We start from the raw sequence: 16,389 nt of genomic DNA, 5'->3' as shown, positions 1-16,389 counted from the left end.
ACACGAACCAAGGTTCCCGGCCGTTGCGAATCGGCAACGACGGTGGTGATCACCGGCAGGGGCCGTTAACATGCGGCGCAACATCCGAAGGTCCCATTGGGAGAGAATGAAATGCCAGTCGTCACTTGGGATCACGTCCATCTGCGCAGCCCTGATCCGGAGGCCACGGCGGCCTGGCTGCGCGACATCCTCGGTGGCGAGATCGTGCGGGCGCCCGGACGGATCGACGTGAACCTTGGCGGGGCCAGGATATTCATCGCGCCGCTCGAAGGCGACAGCGCCGTCAGCCCGCCGCCCGCGCATCCGCATCAGGGCCTCGACCATTTTGGTCTGACGGTAAAGGACATCGACGCCGTCGCCGCCGAGATCAAGGCCAAGGGCGTCACTTTCACACGCGAGCCGACGACGATCAGGCCCGGCGTACGCATCTGCTTCATCCGCGGCCCCGAAGGCATCTCCATCGAACTGCTCGAGCGCGACACCAAGTATACGTGACGCGGCGCGGGCGGCATCAGGCATCAGCCCTCCGGGCGAAGCGTCGCTTGGTGGCCTATGTCATGCTACCAGGCATAAAGCAGCGGATGGTGACGCCCATGGGGCCGTAGATCGGCCAGACCATGGTTCGTCCGACCCGGTTGGGCTCCGAGATCACGGCCTCCTCGGGCACGTCCACCCAGACGAGCTCTTGCGGCTGGCCGTCGATGCCCGAGCCGTAGCGCGGGATGCGGACACGATAGTGCCCGTCCTTGCTGTCCCAGTCGGAATCCGAGACGGCCGAGCCGTCGGCGTCCGAGCAGCAAGGCCCCTTGCCGCTTCGCAAGCCGTCGAACCAGGCCTTCAAGTCCGGATTGGTGTTCGCGAATTGGCCACGGTCACGCGCGTGCCCGAAGGAGGCCGCAAGCGCACTCAGGCCCAAGGCGCACGCGAGCCTTATCAAGCTTCGCCAGCGTGTCGCGGTGCCGCTCCGCCGTCGTTCGCTTTTGCAATTCGCGGGACGCACACTGTACAGACGCGGCTCAACGCCGCCGGAATCGATCCAGTTGCTCACGTTCGTCTTGCTCCAGCACTCCGCGGCCAGTGCGATAATGGCTATGCATTTCGCGGGCCAACTCCAATGCGCAACGTCCGGCCTCGCCTCATCATCAGAGCGTCATGACGGCGTCACGCACAAGCCGGAACAATCACGGCTCGCGACGGCGATGCCCCTGCCGCCCGCTAAACTGCCGCGTTGCGCGTGCGGATGCGCTTTGGCATAAATGCTCTACCGGTTACGCCGTTGGGCGATGGCGGCCGGCATGCGGGACGTGATGAAGAACGGCCTCTATTCGATTCACGTGAGCCTGCTCGACGGTCGGGTCGGCAAAGGCAGCGGCGTGATCCTTTTCCGCGACGGCAAGATTCTTGGCGGCGACGCCTACCTCTATTACACCGGCAGCTACACCGTGAAGGACAACACCTTCAAGGGCGAAGTGCTGGTGCAGCGCCACACCTCGCCGCGGGGCGACGACAATCCGCTGTTCGGCGGCCCCGCCCCGGTCGGCATCGGCGTCAGTGGCACCTTCACGGAGACGCGCGGGGAGATGACCGGCACGGCGCTGGTCGGCAAGGCCAGCCAGATCTTCGGCGCGACGCTGCACAGGCTCGCCGACGTCGATTAGGGCGTGCCAATAAGTCACGACGCACGGCTCAAAACCAGTCTGCAGCAGCCTCCTGACATCCTGAGCAATAGATCGTATGCAGTGAGGATGCCTAGATCGTGGACATATCGCCCATGGGCACGTGACTCGGCGATCGAGTTCGGCCACCTCGCGGCGGCACAGGCGGTCGCGCTCGCCTGTCACCTTCACCCGAATGTCCAGGTCGCCGCCGTCCACAAGGGATGGCGCATGTACATGACCACATTCGGAGAGTTTCTCGCCATCGCGGGCGATATCGTCGTCATCCCGGCGGGCGTACCGCACGCCTCGCAAGGCGGCGCGGGCTCGATCGTCAACCATCTCTATTTACCGGGCGTTCATGCGGCGGTGAGAAGGATCTCGGGGCCGTTCTGCATCCGTAACTCGCGGGCAACCTTGCCAGAGGAGATGCTCGACGCGATCGGCTCGCATGATCCGTGCCCGAGACGTCTGACGCTGCCGGCCAAACGTGCCGCGCTGACGGAGCTGGTTTCGTGCGACGATCTCGACATCCGCACGATCGCGGCACGCCAGGGCCGATCGACCGACGGCTTCATTCGGCAGTTCAAGCGAGAGATTGGAATGACCCCTGCCGCCTATCGTCTTGCGCTGCGACTGGCAGCGGCACGCTCACGTTTGAAGTGCGGCGACACCGTCGCGGACGTGGCTTATGCCGGCTCGTTCTCCGACCAGAGCCACCTTGGTCGCCTGTTTCGGCGCGCTTACGGCGCAACGCCTGCCGCCTACCGCTGCGCGTTCGCAGATTGAGGCGGTCGATTTCGTTCCAGACGTGAATTGGCTCCAGGCGCTAAGCTGGCGCCACTTCCCATGCCATTACGAGCCGCGCATGAACCTTCTGGCAGCCTTCGTCGTCCTCTCCGCGGGCCTGAGCCTCGCCTTTCAGCAGGTGCTGAACGCCAGTCTTGGCAAGGCCATGCAATCAGGGAGGTGGGCGGCGTTCGTGAGTTATCTTGGCGGGACAATCGCATTACTGCTGGTCCTGATCGTCGTGCGCGAGCCGATACCCGCTGCCGCCCTGGCCGGACGAGCGCCTTGGATCGCATGGACCGGGGGAATTTTCGGCGCGATCTTCATCGCGACCAGCATCCTCATGGTGCCGCGCCTCGGCGTGGCGACGGTGTTGACGTTGATCGTCGTGGGTCAGTTGCTTGGTTCATTGGCGTTCGACCACGTCGGCCTGTTCGGCCTGCCGCACCATCCGATCACGTTGACACGGGCGTTGGGCGCCGGGTGTCTCATCCTGGGCGCGGCTCTCGTTCGCGGGTAACGATCGCCGGCAGCGCGGCGCGCTAGCGAGTCCGCGACCTGATCATTCCGCCGCTTGCTCGAGCGGCGCTGTGCGCGGCAGGATCATCTGGATGCGCGTGCCACCGCCCGGCTCGGAATCTAGGTCGAGCCGGCCGCCGAGCCGGTTGGTGACGATGCTGTAGACAATGTGCAGGCCGAGGCCGGTGCCGCCCTGATCGCGCCGCGTCGTGAAGAACGGATCGAAGGCACGGCGGCGGACGTCGAGCGACATGCCGCAGCCATTGTCGGAGAAGACGATCTCGACATTGTCCTTGCCGGACTCGCGCACCTGGATGTCGATGGTCCCCGGCCGGCCGTCCGGAAAGGCGTGCGCCACCGAATTGAGAAACAGATTGGTCAGCACCTGGCCGTACGGGCCGGGATAGCTGTTCATGGTGAGATCCGGCTGACACTCGACATTGAGCGTCAGATTGTGCTTTCGCAGACCGGGCCGCAGGCTCATCACCACCTGCTCGGTGAGGTCGCCAAGGTCGAAGCTGCGCTGGTCCGAATAGTTGCGGTCGGCCGCGACCTGCTTGAAAGACTGGATCAGCTCGGCGGCGCGGTTGAGATTGGAAACGAGCTGCGAAGAGGCATCGCGGCTGGTGTTGAGAAACTCGTTGAGCGTGGAGCGGCGGAGCTCGCCGCGCTCCACCTCGGCGGTGAACATCGCGGTCTTGCGCTCCAGCGCGGACGCGACCGTGAGGCTGATGCCGACCGGATTGTTGACCTCGTGCGCGACGCCGGCGACCAGGCGCCCGAGCGCGGCGAGCTTCTCCGCCTCGATCAACGAGGCCTGGGTCTCGCGCAGATTGCGCAGCGCGGTCTCGGCAGCTTCCTTGGCTTTGCGCATCTCCTGCTCGCCGCGCTTGCGCTCGCCAATGTCGAGCGCGACGGTGACGATGCGTTCGATCTCGCCTTCGGCGTCGAGCAGCGGCAGCTTGTTGACCAGCCATTGCCGCATGTTGCCGGAGGCGTCCTTGTACTCCTCCTCATAGAAGCCGAGCCCCTTGCGGAGCTTGAGCACGCGCTTGTCGCTCTCGTCAGACTTGGCTGCGCCGTAGCGCGACATCAGGTCGGCCGTGGTGCGGCCGAGCGCGTCGCTCGGCTCGATGCCGAAGATACCGGCCATGTAACGGTTCATCAGCACATAGCGCAGGTCGCGATCCTTGACGTTGATCACCGCCGGCACGGTGTCGATGACCTGCTGGAGCAGGCGCCGGCCTTCGGCGATGGCATCTTCCGCCCGCTTCTGGTCGGTGATGTCGCGCAGCGTGCCCTCGTAGCGGACGATGTTGCCCTGCTCGTCCCGCACGCCCGTGGCGCTGTCGGAGAGCCACAGGATGTTGCCGCTGCGCTGGCGAACCTGATACTCGAACTCGCGTACCATGCCGTCGCGCGCCATTAGCCGCTGATATTCGGCACGCGCCTCGGGGTGGACGTAGATCGTGTGGGCGATGTCGTTGATGCTGTCGATGAGGTGCTGCGGGCTGTCGTAACCCATCATCCGCGCCAGCGCCGGATTGGCGTTGAGGAGGTCGCCGGCCGGCGTCGTCACGTAAATGCCATCGACCGAGCCCTCGAACAGTTTTCGGTAGCTCTCCTCCGCGAGGCGCTGCTCGGTGAGCGCGCGCACCGCCGCCTCGCGCGCCGTGTCGGCCTCCTCGAGCGCGCGGCGGAACACTTCGGCCGCGCGCGCGATATCGCCGATCTCGTTGTCGAGGTCGGCCGAAGGGATCGACGTGTCCTTCTGGCCCGCTGCAAGCGCGCGAATGGAGCGCGCGATCTGGGCGAGCGGACGGACCGTCCTTCGCACCACGAACAACGCGGCGCCGATGCCGATCAGCACGCCGACCGTGCCGAGCACGATGCTCTGCCACCGCGCCTCGGTCAGCGTGCGGGCAAAATCGCGCGACAGCACGTGGCCGCGGCGCGAACTGACCTCGCGCAGCAATTCGGTGACGCGGCCGATCAGGCGGCCCTCGGTGCCCAGCACCTCGCGGTCGATGTCGGCGATCTGCCGCTCGCGGACGGCGACCGCCATGATTGCCTCGGCGTAATCGTTGACAGCCGACCTCAGCTTGCTATCGGCGGTGTCCATCGCCCGCATTCCCTCCGCGGCCTGCTCGGCCGCGGAAGGGTTGCGCGCCAGCAGCCCGAGCGCGATCCGGCTCTGCGCCTCGGACAGGCGGGAGGCCAGCTCGCGGTCCGCGGTGCCGGCGACGGCCGCGTCGAAACGGTCGCGCAGCGGTGGCAGGCCGGCGAGCAGCTGGGCGCGGCGGTCGATCAGGGTCGAGATCCGCTCCAGGCCGGTCCGATAGGTCGCAAGCCGCTCGGTGACCCCGTCGATCATGTCCTGCTGCTCGGGCGCGAGCTCGATGCGGGTCTTCTTCAGGATATCGCTTAAGGCGGAGGCCGCCTCGCCCACCTGCTGGAACTGGATGCCGGCGCCGGGATCGGTGACGAAGTCGCGCGCGGCAAGGCGCAATTCGTTCATGCGGCGATCGATGTCCTCGGCAAGGTCCCCGACGCTCTGGAGCCGCTGCAGCTCGGCGAAGGTGGTGTCGATATGCCGGATCGCAATCACGCTCGCGGTCGAGGTGACGATGATCACCGCCAGCACCAACAGGAAGCTGCCGAAGGTGAGCTGGCCGATGGAGAGCGAGAAGGTTCGCTTTTTCTCTGGGGTCGGCATCAATTCGGCGGACATTGGGGCTTTTGAGGACCAGGCTGCTGGAGGCCCAATATACGACGTATTGCGCCCCCGGGGGAACATGCCTCTGGCCGCCGAATATCCTTAATATCCGGAGCCTGCCGCCCCTTCTTCGTCTCGGACTAAGAGCTCTTGACGCTTGCCGGCCGCCCGGCCGGGATCGTCATGGCGGCAACGCCGAGGACGACGCAGGCCAGACCGATCCAGGCGGTGTGGCTCAAGGTCTCGCCGAGGAACGCGACGCTGATGGCAACCCCGATCGGGACGCGCAGATAGGCCTGCGCCGTGGTCCCGACCGAGCCCAATGTCTGGATCAGGCGGAAGTAGATCGCGAAAGCCGCCGCAGTCGAGAACACGGCCAGCGCGAGCAGCGCCAATACGGAAGTCGGCGAAGGCGACAGCCTCCAGGGCTGTTCGATCGCGAGCGAGGCCGGAATCAGCACGGCTGCGCCCGCCAGCAGCGAGCCGGCGGCCGGCGCCATGGGGTTGAGCCCCTTAAAACTGCGGCCGAAGATCGCGGCGCAGGCATAGCAGATCGTCGCGGCGACGATCGCCGCCTCCGCCAGCAGGCCGCTGTCGATGTCATGGAAGGCATTGACGCCGACGATCAGCAGGATGCCGGCCATGCCGGCGATCACGCCAAACAGCTTTCGCGGCGTCGTCGGCTCGTGACGGGTGATCAGCGCCGTGAGCAGGAAGGTGAAGATCGGTCCGGCCGAATTGAGGATCGTAGCAAGCGCAGCATCGACATGGCGCTCGCCCCAGGCGATCAACGTCCAGGGGATGACGCTGTTGAGCACGGCCTGGAAGGCGAAGCGCTGCCAGGTCTCGCGGTCGGTCGGCATCCCGATGCCGCGCGCCCGCATGACGGCCAGCAGCAAGAGGCCTGCGATCGTGGTGCGCGCCGCGATCAGCGTGACCGGCGGAATGGTGGCAACGCCCAGCTTGATGAAAGTGTAGGAGCCGCCCCAGAGCGTTGCGAGCGCGACCAGCAACGCCAGCTCGACGGCGATGTTGGTACCCTGCCGGTTGTCCATGACTTGCGTCCCATCCATTCGCGATGGACAGAACCTAGCGTGTCCGCGGCCGCCGATACTTCGTTTGGCGTCGAAGTATCTAGCCGACCGCGCCGACCTCGAACACCTCGCCATCGTAGCCGGCCTCGCGGGGGATGCGGAGCTGGCGGCCGGTTTCGGTCTTGGTCATCACAGGCATGACCGTGACGATCGACATCCCGCGGGCGTGCTCCAGTGCAGCACTCACGCTGCCCTGCTTGGCAAGCCGGATCAGATTGCGGGTGGTCGGGAACGGCAGCTTGAAGCGGCCGCTCGCCCCGCCCTCCACCGCCTCGCGCGGCGAGACCCAGATGGAATCGGTGGACTCGCGACCATCATGGGCGCCGAGCTGATCGGGCGGCGCGGCCGCAAGGAAGAACCAGGTGTCGAACCGCTTCGGCATGCCCTCTGGCGTAATCCAGTGCGCATACGGCACGAGCGTGTCGAGCGCGAGCTGAAGACGGTTATCGGCAAGGATATCGAGGAAGCTGACCTTGTGCTCGTTGAGCGCGACGCGATGCGCATCGGCGATCTCGCCGGCACGCTTGGCATCGACCGGTGCGCCCGAATCCTTCGATCGCGCCAGGAGGATGCCGCTCTCTTCAAAAGTCTCGCGGATTGCCGCGATCCGAAAGCCGCGGTCCGCCTCGCTTAAGCCCTCGCCGCCCGAATAGAGGTCGGCGCGGACCACGATCTCCTTGTCGCCTGCATCGACGCTGCCGCCGGGAAATACCAGCGCGCCCGAGTTGAACTCGATCTGATGATGGCGGACCATCATGAAGACCTCGATCTCGCCGCGGTTCTTGCCGTCGACATCCACGCCGTCGCGCAGCAGGAGGATCGTCGAGGCAGGGCGTGATGCGGCGGCTTCAGGCATGCGGCTAACCTGCGGCGCTGGATTGCGGGCCGAGATTGGCGCGCTTGTCGATTCGGGCGACGCGCGACAGCAGGTATTCGACCTCCGCCTTCGCCGCCGGCGTGATTGTCGCGCCGGGCTTGCGCTGCGCGCTGGAGGCGATGATGCCGCGCTTCTGGAGCACGTATTTGCGCACGGCAAGGCCGGCGCCCGGCTGCTGCTCGTAGCGGATCAACGGCAGATGCGCGTCGAACAGATCATGCGCGGCATCGCGCTTGCCTTCCTTCGAGAGGCGCACGACATCGATCAGGAGCTCGGGGAAGGCATAGCCGGTCATAGCGCCGTCGGCGCCGCGCTCCATCTCGAAATCCAAAAAGAGCCCGCCATTGCCGCAGAGGATCGAGAGCGGACGGAGCGAGCCGTCCTTCTGGAAATTGCGCAGCGTCGAGATCTTTTCCAGCCCCGGCCAGTCCTCGTGCTTGAGCATCACGCAGTTCGCATTGTCCATAACGATCTTGCGGATCACGGCGGGGGTGAACACCACCGAGAGCGTCAGCGGATAATCCTGAAGCACCCAGGGCACGTCAGGCCCGATCGCCTCGGCAGCCTGCTTGAAATAGCCGACGATCTGGTCGTCGGTGCGGAGCGATGGTGGCGGTGCGATCATGACGCCGGCCGCGCCGGCGTCCATCGAGGCCTTTGCCAGCGAGCGCATGGTGGCAAAACCCGGCGCCGAGACGCCGACGATCACCTGCATCTTCTTGGCCCGCTTGACGAAGCGCACCGCCACCTGCTCGGCCTCGGCGGCATCGAGCTTCGGCGCCTCGCCGAGAATGCCCAGCACCGTCACGCCGTCACAGCCGACCTCCTCGTAGAAATCGGTCAGGCGGTCGATCGAGCGCTCGTCGATCCGGCCGTCGTCATGGAACGGCGTCGGCGCGATTGCGAAAGTGCCCTTGGCGTCGGCGGTGAGTTTCATGTTCGTCTCGTCTCTCTTTCTTTTGTCATTCCGGGATGGTCCGAAGGACCAGACCCGGAATCTCGAGGTTCCGGGTTCGATGCTTCGCATCGCCCCGGAACGACAACTCAGCCTAAAACCGCCGCGCCCCCATCTTGATCTGCTCATCGGAGAAGAAGATCTCCTTGGCATGATCAACGATGTCCTGGGCCTTCCAGCCCGAGTGCGGCGGTTTCCAGCCTTCCATCTCCATCATCCGCATCTCGCGCACGCCGCGGGGCCCGGACACACCCAGCACCTTGCCGGTCTGGCCGCCCGACAAGTCGCTGACCATGTATAGCACGGCCGGCGCGATGCCGTCCGGCCCCAGCGCCGCGCCGGGGTTCTCCTTATAGCGGGGCAGGTCTGCTGTCATGCGGGTCAGCGCGCCCGGCGCCAGCGTCCATATCCGGATGTTGTACTTGCGGCCCTCGATCGCCAGCACGTTGGACAGGCCCCAGATGCCGCCCTTGGCCGCACCGTAATTGGTCTGGCCGAAATTGCCGATCAGGCCCGAGGTCGAGGAGGTGTTGACGATGACGCCGCCGCCGTTTTCCCGCATCCAGCGAAACACCGGCAGGGTGCAACAGAAGGTGCCCTTCAGATGCACCTTGATGACCTTGTCCCAATCCGCCTCGGAGGCTTTTGCGAAAGTCTGGTCACGCAGGATACCGGCATTGTTCACCAGGATGTCTGCCCGGCCAAAGTGCTTGATGGCGTCGTCGAACACCGATTGGCCGCCCTCCATGGTGGAGATGTCGGCGCCGTTGGCGACGGCCTTGCCGCCCTCGGCCTTGATCGCGTCCACCACCTTCTGGGCCATCGAGGTGTCGGCGCCGGAGCCGTCGCGGGGCCCGCCAAGGTCGTTGACGACGACCGAGGCCCCTTCCCGCGCGAACAGCTTTGCATAGGCCTCACCGAGCCCCCCGCCCGCACCAGTGATCAGCGCAACCTTGCCGTCGAGTAGTCCCATGGTGGCGTCTCTCTGTTTTGTTTTCGTGTTCCGGACAAGATGCAGCGTGAACGCTGCATCGCAGAGCCGGGACCCAGTTCTTCGTCGAGCATTCCCTGCCCCGGCTCAGCAGCGCATCACTGAGTGCTGCGCTGCGCCCGGGGCACGAGACCGACCTAACCCAGCACCGTCTTGCCGTTCTTGATCACGGTGACCCCGCGCGACTTCACCTTGGCTTCAAACGAGATCACGTTGCCGTCCTTCCAGAGGTCCATGGTTACGGTCTCGCCGGGATAGACGGGCGAAGAGAACCGGGCAACGTGCTGGCGGAAGGCCGAGGCGTCGTAATCGGCATAGGTCTGGAGCACACCGCGACAGGTGATGCCGTAGGTGCACATGCCGTGCAGGATCGGGCGCGGGAAGCCGGCCTTCCTGGCGAACTCGGGATCCGAGTGCAGCGGGTTACGGTCACCGCAGAGGCGATAGACCAGCGCCTGGTCTGGGCGCGTGGTGATGTCGATGGTCTTGTCGGGTGCGCGCGATGGAATCTTGTGCGGATCCGGCTGCGTCAGGTTCGGCCCGCCGAAGCCCCCGTCGCCACGGGCGAAGCGCGAAGCGACCAGCGTTGCCAGTTTCTCGCCCTTCTCGTTCTTTAGCACCGTCTGGTGGCTGATCACGACGCCCTTGTCCTTGCCCTTGTCGTAGACCTCGAGCACGGAGGAATCGGCGGTGATGTTCGCGGCGACCGGCAGCGGCTGGTGGAAGGTGATGTCGCGCTCGCCGTCGACCACCATCACGCGGTTGAGGTTCATCTCGCCGGGACCCGAACCCCACGCTGCGACGGACGCAAACGTCGGCACTACCTTGAGCGGCCGCGGCGTCAGCGTGCCCTCGTTGACGAAGGCAAGCTCCTTCTCGTCCATGGGATCGGCGCCTAGGCCGATGCCATAGGCGTAGAGCATTACGTCGCGGTCGGTGTAGGCGTATCTCTGGCCGATGTTTTTCAGGCATTTGAGTTCTTCGTATCTGGCGGACATGTTGTTTGTCTTCCTCCCGAATGTCTTCGGCACCGCCAGTTGAAGTGCCCTCTCCCCTTGTGGGAGAGGGCAGCGAGGACGGTGCGGCAAACTCGTTTGGGTGAGGGGTTGCTTCCGCATCGAGCAATCTCTTCGCGGAGCGATACCCCTCATCCGGCGCCAAAGCCGAAGCTTCGCTTCGGCGTCTTTAAGGGCGGCCGCCGGAGGCGGCCTATGCCACCTTCTCCCGCAAGGGGAGAAGGAAGAAAGCAATCAGGCCGGCGTGAAGAACGGCAGCGGTGCGCCGTCGGTCGGCTTGAACACCACCTTCACCTTTTGACCGATCTTCAGCTTATCGAGATCGCAGTCGACGAAGTTGGTCTGCACCGACGGCCCCTCCTTCAGCGTGACGTAGCCGATCGCGTAAGGACCGCTCGGCGACTTCCGCATCAGGCTGTAAGTGTAGATCGTGCCCTCGCCCGAAGCCTCCTCCCACACCGTCTTGTCCGAATAGCAGAACGGGCAGATCGCGCGCGGGAAGTAATGCGCTTCGCCGCAGGCGGTACAGCGCTTGATCATGAACTTGCCGCGGCCAGCGGCGTCCCAGAACGCTGCGGTCTCGGGATTGGTCACCGGGGCCGGGTATTTTTTTGCTTCGCTCATCACACGCGCTCCAGAATGGCGGTCGAGGCGGCGTGGCGAACACCCAAAAGGCCGCCCGTGCCATGGGCGATGGCGAGATCGCAATTCTTGACCTGCACCTTCGGATGCGCCTCGCCGCGCAGCTGCCTGACGGCCTCGATGATCTTGGTCATGCCGCCGCGGTTGACGGGATGATTGCTGCACAAGCCGCCGCCGTCGGTGTTGAACGGCAGCTTGCCGACGCCCGAGATCAGATTGCCATCGGCGACGAACTTGCCGCCCTCGCCCTTCTTGCAGAATCCGAGATCTTCGAGCTGCATCAAGACGGTGATGGTGAAGCTGTCGTAGATCGAGGCGTATTTGATGTCCTTCGGCGTGATGCCGGCTTCCTCGAAGGCGCGCGGGCCGGACCAGATACCCGCGGAATAAGTGAGGTCGAGATCCTTGCCGCCGCGCGGGCCCTTCATGGCCTCGCCATGGCCGATCAGGCGCACCTGAGGCTTCTTCAGGCTCTTGGCAATCTCTGGCGTCGTCACAATCAGCGCGCCACCGCCGTCGGAGACGACGCAGCAATCCATGCGATGGAGGGGATCGGAGATCATCGGCGAGTTCAGGACGTCCTCGACGGTGACGACGTCCTTGAGCATCGCATGCGGATTGTATTGCGCATGATGCGAGGCCGCGACCTTGATCCAGGCGAGCTGCTCGCTCGTGGTGCCATAGTCGTGCATGTGGCGCATGGCACACATGCCATAGGCATTGTGCGTGGTCGCGCCGTAAGCGGATTCGAAATCAACCTCTGCGCCGGCCGCGCGCGGCGGCATCACGCCGGTGCGTGGCTTGCCGGCCAGCGTGATCAGCGCGATCGAGCACTTGCCTGCCGCGATCGCTTCGGCGGCGTGGCCGAGATGGATGATGTAGGAACAGCCGCCGGTCTCGGTCGAATCGATATGGCGGAGTTTTTTGGTGTTCAGGCCGAGATAATCGACCATCGGCCAAGCGCCGCCGGGCGCATCGCCCGCGCAGAAATAGCCGTCGACATCGTCTTTGGAGAGCCCGGCATCCTCGATCGCGCCCTTGGCGACCTCGGCGTGGAGCTGGGCGGTGGATTTGTCCGGCGCATGCCGGGTCGGGTGTTCAAAAATCCCGGCAATGTAGGCCTTGCCCTTGATGGTCAAACTTCAGGTCTCCGCTCGCGTTTTTTCTTGCTCCGTTTTTCTGAACCGCGGTGGCCTGCTTGGCAAGCGCGGAAATATTCCGCCCTGCGAGAGGGTAGCGGGTGGGCCCAAATGGGGTCCGCCTCTTGTGCTGGATTGCGTCGTCGCAAGAGCTCCTCGCCAATGATGCAGGCGACAGCAGAATCCTAAAGCTGCTTTGCCCGACCGCGCAAGCGATTTTCTTTTTTAACGAAAACAACCCCATGCACAGTAGAACGGGGTTGATTTCAAAGAGGAAAATCGCAGAGCTAGGAGACCTACTCCGCCGCGATCTGCCTTGGCGCGGGCGGCGGGTTGGCGAGGTCAGCGGCGAGCTGGGCGTAGCGGGCCTTGGCGTCGTTTACGGCCTTCTCCTTCACCGGGCCGTAGCCGCGAATGCGGTCGGGCAGCGACAGCAGCTCCACGGCGGTGTCGTGCGTGACCGGCGACAGCAGGCCGAGCACGGTTGAAACGTCCTTCTCGTAGCCGGCGATCAGGTCGCGCTCGAGCTTGCGGTCGGCGCTGCGGCCGAAAATGTCGAACGGCGTGCCGCGCAGGAATTTGAATTTGGCCAGCACGCGGAAAACGTTCAGCATCCACGGGCCGAAGGCGCGCTTCTTCGGACGGCCGAGCGCATCAACGACGCGGCTGAGGATCGGCGGCGCCAGGTTGAAGTTGAACTTGAACTCGCCCTCGAACTGGTCGCGGAGCTGCTGCTCGAAGGCGCCGTCGGTGTAGAGGCGCGCGACTTCGTATTCGTCCTTGTAGGCCAACAGCTTGGCGTAGTTCACCGCGACCGCGCGCGGCAGCGCTTCGCCATAGCCACCGTTCACCGCAACCTCGCGGACCTGGTCGACCAGCTTGCGATAACGGTTTGCCAGGCGAGCATTCTGATAGGCGGTGAGGTGCTTGGCGCGATGCTCGATGACCTCGTCCAACGTCATCGCCTCCAGCGTCTTGGGTGCAACGACCTCGTCCGTCCCCTTCAGCATGTCGGCGAGGCGCTTGGGATCGGCGACCGCGAGGCGGCCGAGGCGGAAGGCCTCCTTGTTCATCTTGATCGAGACGCCGTTGACCTCGATAGCTTGCTCGATCGACGCCGCCGACAGCGGGAACAGCCCTTTTTGATAGGCATAGCCCATCATCATCATGTTGGTGGCGATAGCATCGCCGAGCAGCTGCTCGGCCGGCTTGGTGAAATCGAAGAACACGGAGTCCTTGTGCAGCGCCGTTTCCAGCACCGCGTTGAGCTTGCGGGTCTGGAAATTGAAGTCGCGGTTGAGGACGAAGTCGGCGGTCGGGATGACGTGGCTGTTGATAATGCCGCGGGTGCGGCTGGAGTCGCAGAGCGAGATCGTGTCCTTGGCAACCGCGACCACCTCGTCGGCTGCGAGCACAAGATCGGCCGTTCCAGTGACGATGCGCGAGCAGGTCACCTCGGCCGGATGATCGGACAGGCGGACGTGGCTGAGCACCGCCCCGCCCTTCTGCGCGAGACCCGACATGTCGAGGATCATCGAGGCCTTGCCCTCGATATGGGCGGCCATGCCGAGCAGCGCGCCTATGGTGAGCACACCGGTGCCGCCGACACCGCCGACCGCGATGTTGTACGGCTTGTCGAGGATCGGGCGTGAGGCCGGCTCCGGAAGCTCGCCGATCTCGCTGAGCTCCGCCGGCGCGCGATGGCGCGGCGCACCGCCGTCGATCGTGACGAAGGACGGACAGAAGCCCTTCAGGCAGGAATAGTCCTTGTTGCAGGAGGACTGGTTGATAGCCCGCTTGCGGCCGAACTCGGTCTCGAGCGGCTCGACCGAGATGCAGTTCGACTGCACCGAGCAGTCGCCGCAGCCTTCGCAGACCGCCGGGTTGATCATGACGCGGCGCGGCGGGTCTTCCATCAAGCCGCGCTTGCGGCGGCGACGCTTCTCGGCCGCGCAGGTCTGCACGAATACGATGGCAGACGTGCCCTTGTATTCGCGGCACATCTTCATGACATTGTCGAGCTCGTCGCGGTGATACTTCTTCACGCCGGGCGCGATGGTGTCGGCCGGGTAAGCATCGGGGTTTTCCGAGACCAGATAGAGCTCGCGGATGCCTTCGGCGTAAAGCTGCTGGGTGATCTGCTGCGGCGAGAGATCGCCGTCATGGCGCTGACCGCCGGTCATGGCAACGGCGTCGTTGTAGAGGATCTTGTAGGTAATGTTCGCCTTGGAGGCGATCGCCTGGCGGATGGCGAGAATGCCCGAATGGAAATAGGTGCCGTCACCGAGATTCGCGAAGATGTGATTCTCCTTGGTGAAAGGCGCGATGCCGACCCAGGGCACGCCCTCCCCGCCCATATGCGTAAACGTTTCGGTCGAGCGGTCCATCCACAGCGCCATGAAGTGACAGCCGATGCCGGCCATGGCGCGGCTGCCTTCGGGGACTTTCGTGGATGTATTGTGGGGGCAGCCTGAGCAGAAATACGGGGTACGGGAGATGGGCGCGACCGCCTGCATCTGCGTGGCCTGGCGGCCGTTGAACCAGTCGGCCTTGACGCGGAGCATCTCCGCAATTTCAGGGTTGAGATTAAGTCGAAGCAGCCGCTCGGTCAGCGAGGTCGCAAGCGAGGCGACGCTGAGCTCGGCGGCGAAGGTCAAAAAGCGCTTGTCGTGCTCGTCCATCTTGCCGACGATGCGTGGGCGGACGTCGTCACGCCAGTTGAACAGCTCCTGCTTGACCTGGTTCTCGACGATCTCGCGCCGTTCCTCGACGATGAAGATTTCTTCGAGCCCCACAGCGAACTGCCGTACGCCCTCCGGCTCCAGCGGCCATGGCATGCCGATCTTGTAAAGGCGAAGGCCGATCTTGGCGGCGACCTCCTCGGTGATCCCGAGCTCGCGCAGCGCTTGGCGGACGTCCTCATAGCTCTTGCCGGATGCCATGATGCCGAAGCGGGCGTTTGGCGAATCCATGGTGACGCGGTTGACCTTGTTGGCGCGCGCAAAGGCGATCGCCGCAAAGCCCTTGTAGTCCTGTAAGCGACGGTCCTGCTCGAAGCGGTCGTCGGGCCAGCGCAGATTGAGGCCGCCGGGCGGCAGCTCGAAATCGGAGGGGATGATAAAGGGCTTCATCTCGTCGGTGAGGTCGATCTCGGCCGTGGTCTCCACCGTCTCCGTGATCACCTTCATGCCGACCCAGCAGCCGGAGTAGCGCGACATCGCGATGCCGAGCAGGCCCATCTCGATCATCTCGTGGATGCTCGAGGGATAGAGATACGGCATCAGCGCCGAGATGAAGGCATGGTCGGACTGATGCGGGACGGTGGAGGATTTTGCGCCATGGTCGTCGCCGGCAAGGCAGAGCACGCCGCCGTTCTTGGCCGAGCCGGCGGCATTGCCGTGGCGGAAGACGTCACCGCAACGGTCGACGCCGGGGCCCTTGCCGTACCAGATGCCGACCACGCCATCATATTGGGCGCCGGGCGAGAGGTTGAGCTGCTGCGAGCCCCACACGGCGGTCGCCGCGAGATCCTCGTTCACGCCGGGCTGGAACTTGATGTTGTACTGTTCGAGATGCTTCCGCGCGGCGAAGAGCTGCTGGTCATAGCCGCCGAGCGGCGAGCCGCGATAGCCGGAGATGAAGCCCGCGGTGTTGAGGCCGTTGGCGCGGTCGCGCCGGATCTGGGCCATGGGCAGGCGCACCAGCGCCTGGATGCCCGTGGTGAAAACGTGTCCGGTTTGCTGGGTGTATTTCTGATCGAGACTGATCGGACCCTGGTTGATGCCCATGCTGTCCTCTTCCGCCCTTCTTGGCCTTTGGCCACTTAAGCCGTTGCCTGCCCGTCATTTTTAGCTAGGGCGCGCCGACCATCTCCGCCACTCTATGTCGGAAATTTCACGCTCCGCATCACAAATCTGGAGCAAAGGGAGCGCCGGGTAAAAATAGCAATTTCGTGGCCTGAAACACGCTGGGCGTTTTCAATTTGTGTCACCATAC

Annotated in this window: 14 protein-coding genes; 4 read left to right on the top strand and 10 right to left on the bottom strand. The window is 64.6% G+C overall.

Features of this window, described 5'->3' with window-relative positions:
• Positions 1–111: 111 nt before the first annotated feature.
• A complete protein-coding gene (locus IVA96_RS08930; protein WP_247276227.1) occupies positions 112–495 on the top strand; it encodes a VOC family protein in 384 nt (127 codons plus the stop codon).
• Positions 496–550: 55 nt separating this feature from the next.
• On the opposite strand, the gene IVA96_RS08925 is transcribed toward IVA96_RS08930, so the two are convergent.
• Complete coding sequence (locus tag IVA96_RS08925) at positions 551–1,048, bottom strand: hypothetical protein (protein WP_247276226.1); 498 nt, start codon at positions 1,046–1,048, stop codon at positions 551–553.
• 259 nt (positions 1,049–1,307) lie between these two features.
• On the opposite strand from IVA96_RS08925, the gene IVA96_RS08920 reads away from it, so the two are divergent.
• From IVA96_RS08920 to IVA96_RS08910, 3 genes are all read left to right on the top strand, one after another.
• Positions 1,308–1,658 carry a GrlR family regulatory protein gene (locus IVA96_RS08920; protein ID WP_247276239.1) on the top strand — a complete coding sequence of 117 codons (351 nt, stop codon included), beginning with the start codon at positions 1,308–1,310 and terminating at the stop codon, positions 1,656–1,658.
• Positions 1,659–1,661: 3 nt separating this feature from the next.
• Positions 1,662–2,444, top strand: coding sequence for an AraC family transcriptional regulator (locus tag IVA96_RS35765; RefSeq protein ID WP_247416853.1), 783 nt, complete (start codon positions 1,662–1,664; stop codon positions 2,442–2,444).
• Between the two features lie 79 nt (positions 2,445–2,523).
• Positions 2,524–2,964, top strand: coding sequence for a DMT family transporter (locus IVA96_RS08910; RefSeq protein ID WP_247276224.1), 441 nt, complete (start codon positions 2,524–2,526; stop codon positions 2,962–2,964).
• A gap of 42 nt (positions 2,965–3,006) precedes the next feature.
• Here the strand turns inward: IVA96_RS08910 and IVA96_RS08905 are convergent, their stop codons facing one another.
• The 9 genes from IVA96_RS08905 to IVA96_RS08865 all read right to left on the bottom strand — a co-directional run bounded on the left by IVA96_RS08905 (position 3,007) and on the right by IVA96_RS08865 (position 16,181).
• Positions 3,007–5,694 carry a PAS domain S-box protein gene (locus IVA96_RS08905; RefSeq protein WP_247276223.1) on the bottom strand — a complete coding sequence of 896 codons (2,688 nt, stop codon included), beginning with the start codon at positions 5,692–5,694 and terminating at the stop codon, positions 3,007–3,009.
• Positions 5,695–5,819: 125 nt separating this feature from the next.
• Positions 5,820–6,734, bottom strand: coding sequence for an EamA family transporter (locus IVA96_RS08900; RefSeq protein ID WP_247416850.1), 915 nt, complete (start codon positions 6,732–6,734; stop codon positions 5,820–5,822).
• A gap of 79 nt (positions 6,735–6,813) precedes the next feature.
• The gene (locus IVA96_RS08895; RefSeq protein WP_247276221.1) at positions 6,814–7,629 is read right to left on the bottom strand and encodes an NUDIX hydrolase; all 816 of its coding nucleotides are present in this window, start codon (positions 7,627–7,629) and stop codon (positions 6,814–6,816) included.
• A gap of 4 nt (positions 7,630–7,633) precedes the next feature.
• A complete protein-coding gene (locus IVA96_RS08890; RefSeq protein WP_247276220.1) occupies positions 7,634–8,587 on the bottom strand; it encodes a dihydrodipicolinate synthase family protein in 954 nt (317 codons plus the stop codon).
• Positions 8,588–8,699: 112 nt separating this feature from the next.
• Positions 8,700–9,578 carry an SDR family oxidoreductase gene (locus tag IVA96_RS08885; RefSeq protein WP_247276219.1) on the bottom strand — a complete coding sequence of 293 codons (879 nt, stop codon included), beginning with the start codon at positions 9,576–9,578 and terminating at the stop codon, positions 8,700–8,702.
• Between the two features lie 155 nt (positions 9,579–9,733).
• Positions 9,734–10,594, bottom strand: a complete 861-nt coding sequence (locus tag IVA96_RS08880; RefSeq protein ID WP_247276218.1) for a MaoC/PaaZ C-terminal domain-containing protein — start codon at positions 10,592–10,594, stop codon at positions 9,734–9,736.
• 252 nt (positions 10,595–10,846) lie between these two features.
• A complete protein-coding gene (locus tag IVA96_RS08875) occupies positions 10,847–11,236 on the bottom strand; it encodes a Zn-ribbon domain-containing OB-fold protein (protein WP_247276217.1) in 390 nt (129 codons plus the stop codon).
• A complete protein-coding gene (locus IVA96_RS08870; protein ID WP_247276216.1) occupies positions 11,236–12,393 on the bottom strand; it encodes a thiolase domain-containing protein in 1,158 nt (385 codons plus the stop codon). The genes IVA96_RS08875 and IVA96_RS08870 overlap by 1 nt, the downstream gene beginning before the upstream one ends.
• A gap of 296 nt (positions 12,394–12,689) precedes the next feature.
• Positions 12,690–16,181, bottom strand: a complete 3,492-nt coding sequence (locus IVA96_RS08865) for an indolepyruvate ferredoxin oxidoreductase family protein (protein WP_247416846.1) — start codon at positions 16,179–16,181, stop codon at positions 12,690–12,692.
• Between the last annotated feature and the right edge of the window lie 208 nt (positions 16,182–16,389).

Source organism: Bradyrhizobium sp. 159 (genome assembly GCF_023073795.1).
Classification (GTDB): Bacteria; Pseudomonadota; Alphaproteobacteria; order Rhizobiales; family Xanthobacteraceae; genus Bradyrhizobium.
Note: the sequence above shows the minus strand (reverse complement) of the source record. Positions and strands in the feature narration are given on the sequence as shown.

Coding starts and splice junctions, on each gene's coding strand:
- IVA96_RS08930 (WP_247276227.1), top strand. CDS start 112: ATGCCAGTCGTCACTTGGGATCACGTCCATCTGCGCAGCCCTGATCCG.
- IVA96_RS08920 (WP_247276239.1), top strand. CDS start 1,308: ATGAAGAACGGCCTCTATTCGATTCACGTGAGCCTGCTCGACGGTCGG.
- IVA96_RS08910 (WP_247276224.1), top strand. CDS start 2,524: ATGAACCTTCTGGCAGCCTTCGTCGTCCTCTCCGCGGGCCTGAGCCTC.
- IVA96_RS08905 (WP_247276223.1), bottom strand. CDS start 5,694: ATGTCCGCCGAATTGATGCCGACCCCAGAGAAAAAGCGAACCTTCTCG.
- IVA96_RS08900 (WP_247416850.1), bottom strand. CDS start 6,734: ATGGACAACCGGCAGGGTACCAACATCGCCGTCGAGCTGGCGTTGCTG.
- IVA96_RS08895 (WP_247276221.1), bottom strand. CDS start 7,629: ATGCCTGAAGCCGCCGCATCACGCCCTGCCTCGACGATCCTCCTGCTG.
- IVA96_RS08890 (WP_247276220.1), bottom strand. CDS start 8,587: ATGAAACTCACCGCCGACGCCAAGGGCACTTTCGCAATCGCGCCGACG.
- IVA96_RS08885 (WP_247276219.1), bottom strand. CDS start 9,578: ATGGGACTACTCGACGGCAAGGTTGCGCTGATCACTGGTGCGGGCGGG.
- IVA96_RS08880 (WP_247276218.1), bottom strand. CDS start 10,594: ATGTCCGCCAGATACGAAGAACTCAAATGCCTGAAAAACATCGGCCAG.
- IVA96_RS08875 (WP_247276217.1), bottom strand. CDS start 11,236: ATGAGCGAAGCAAAAAAATACCCGGCCCCGGTGACCAATCCCGAGACC.
- IVA96_RS08865 (WP_247416846.1), bottom strand. CDS start 16,181: ATGGGCATCAACCAGGGTCCGATCAGTCTCGATCAGAAATACACCCAG.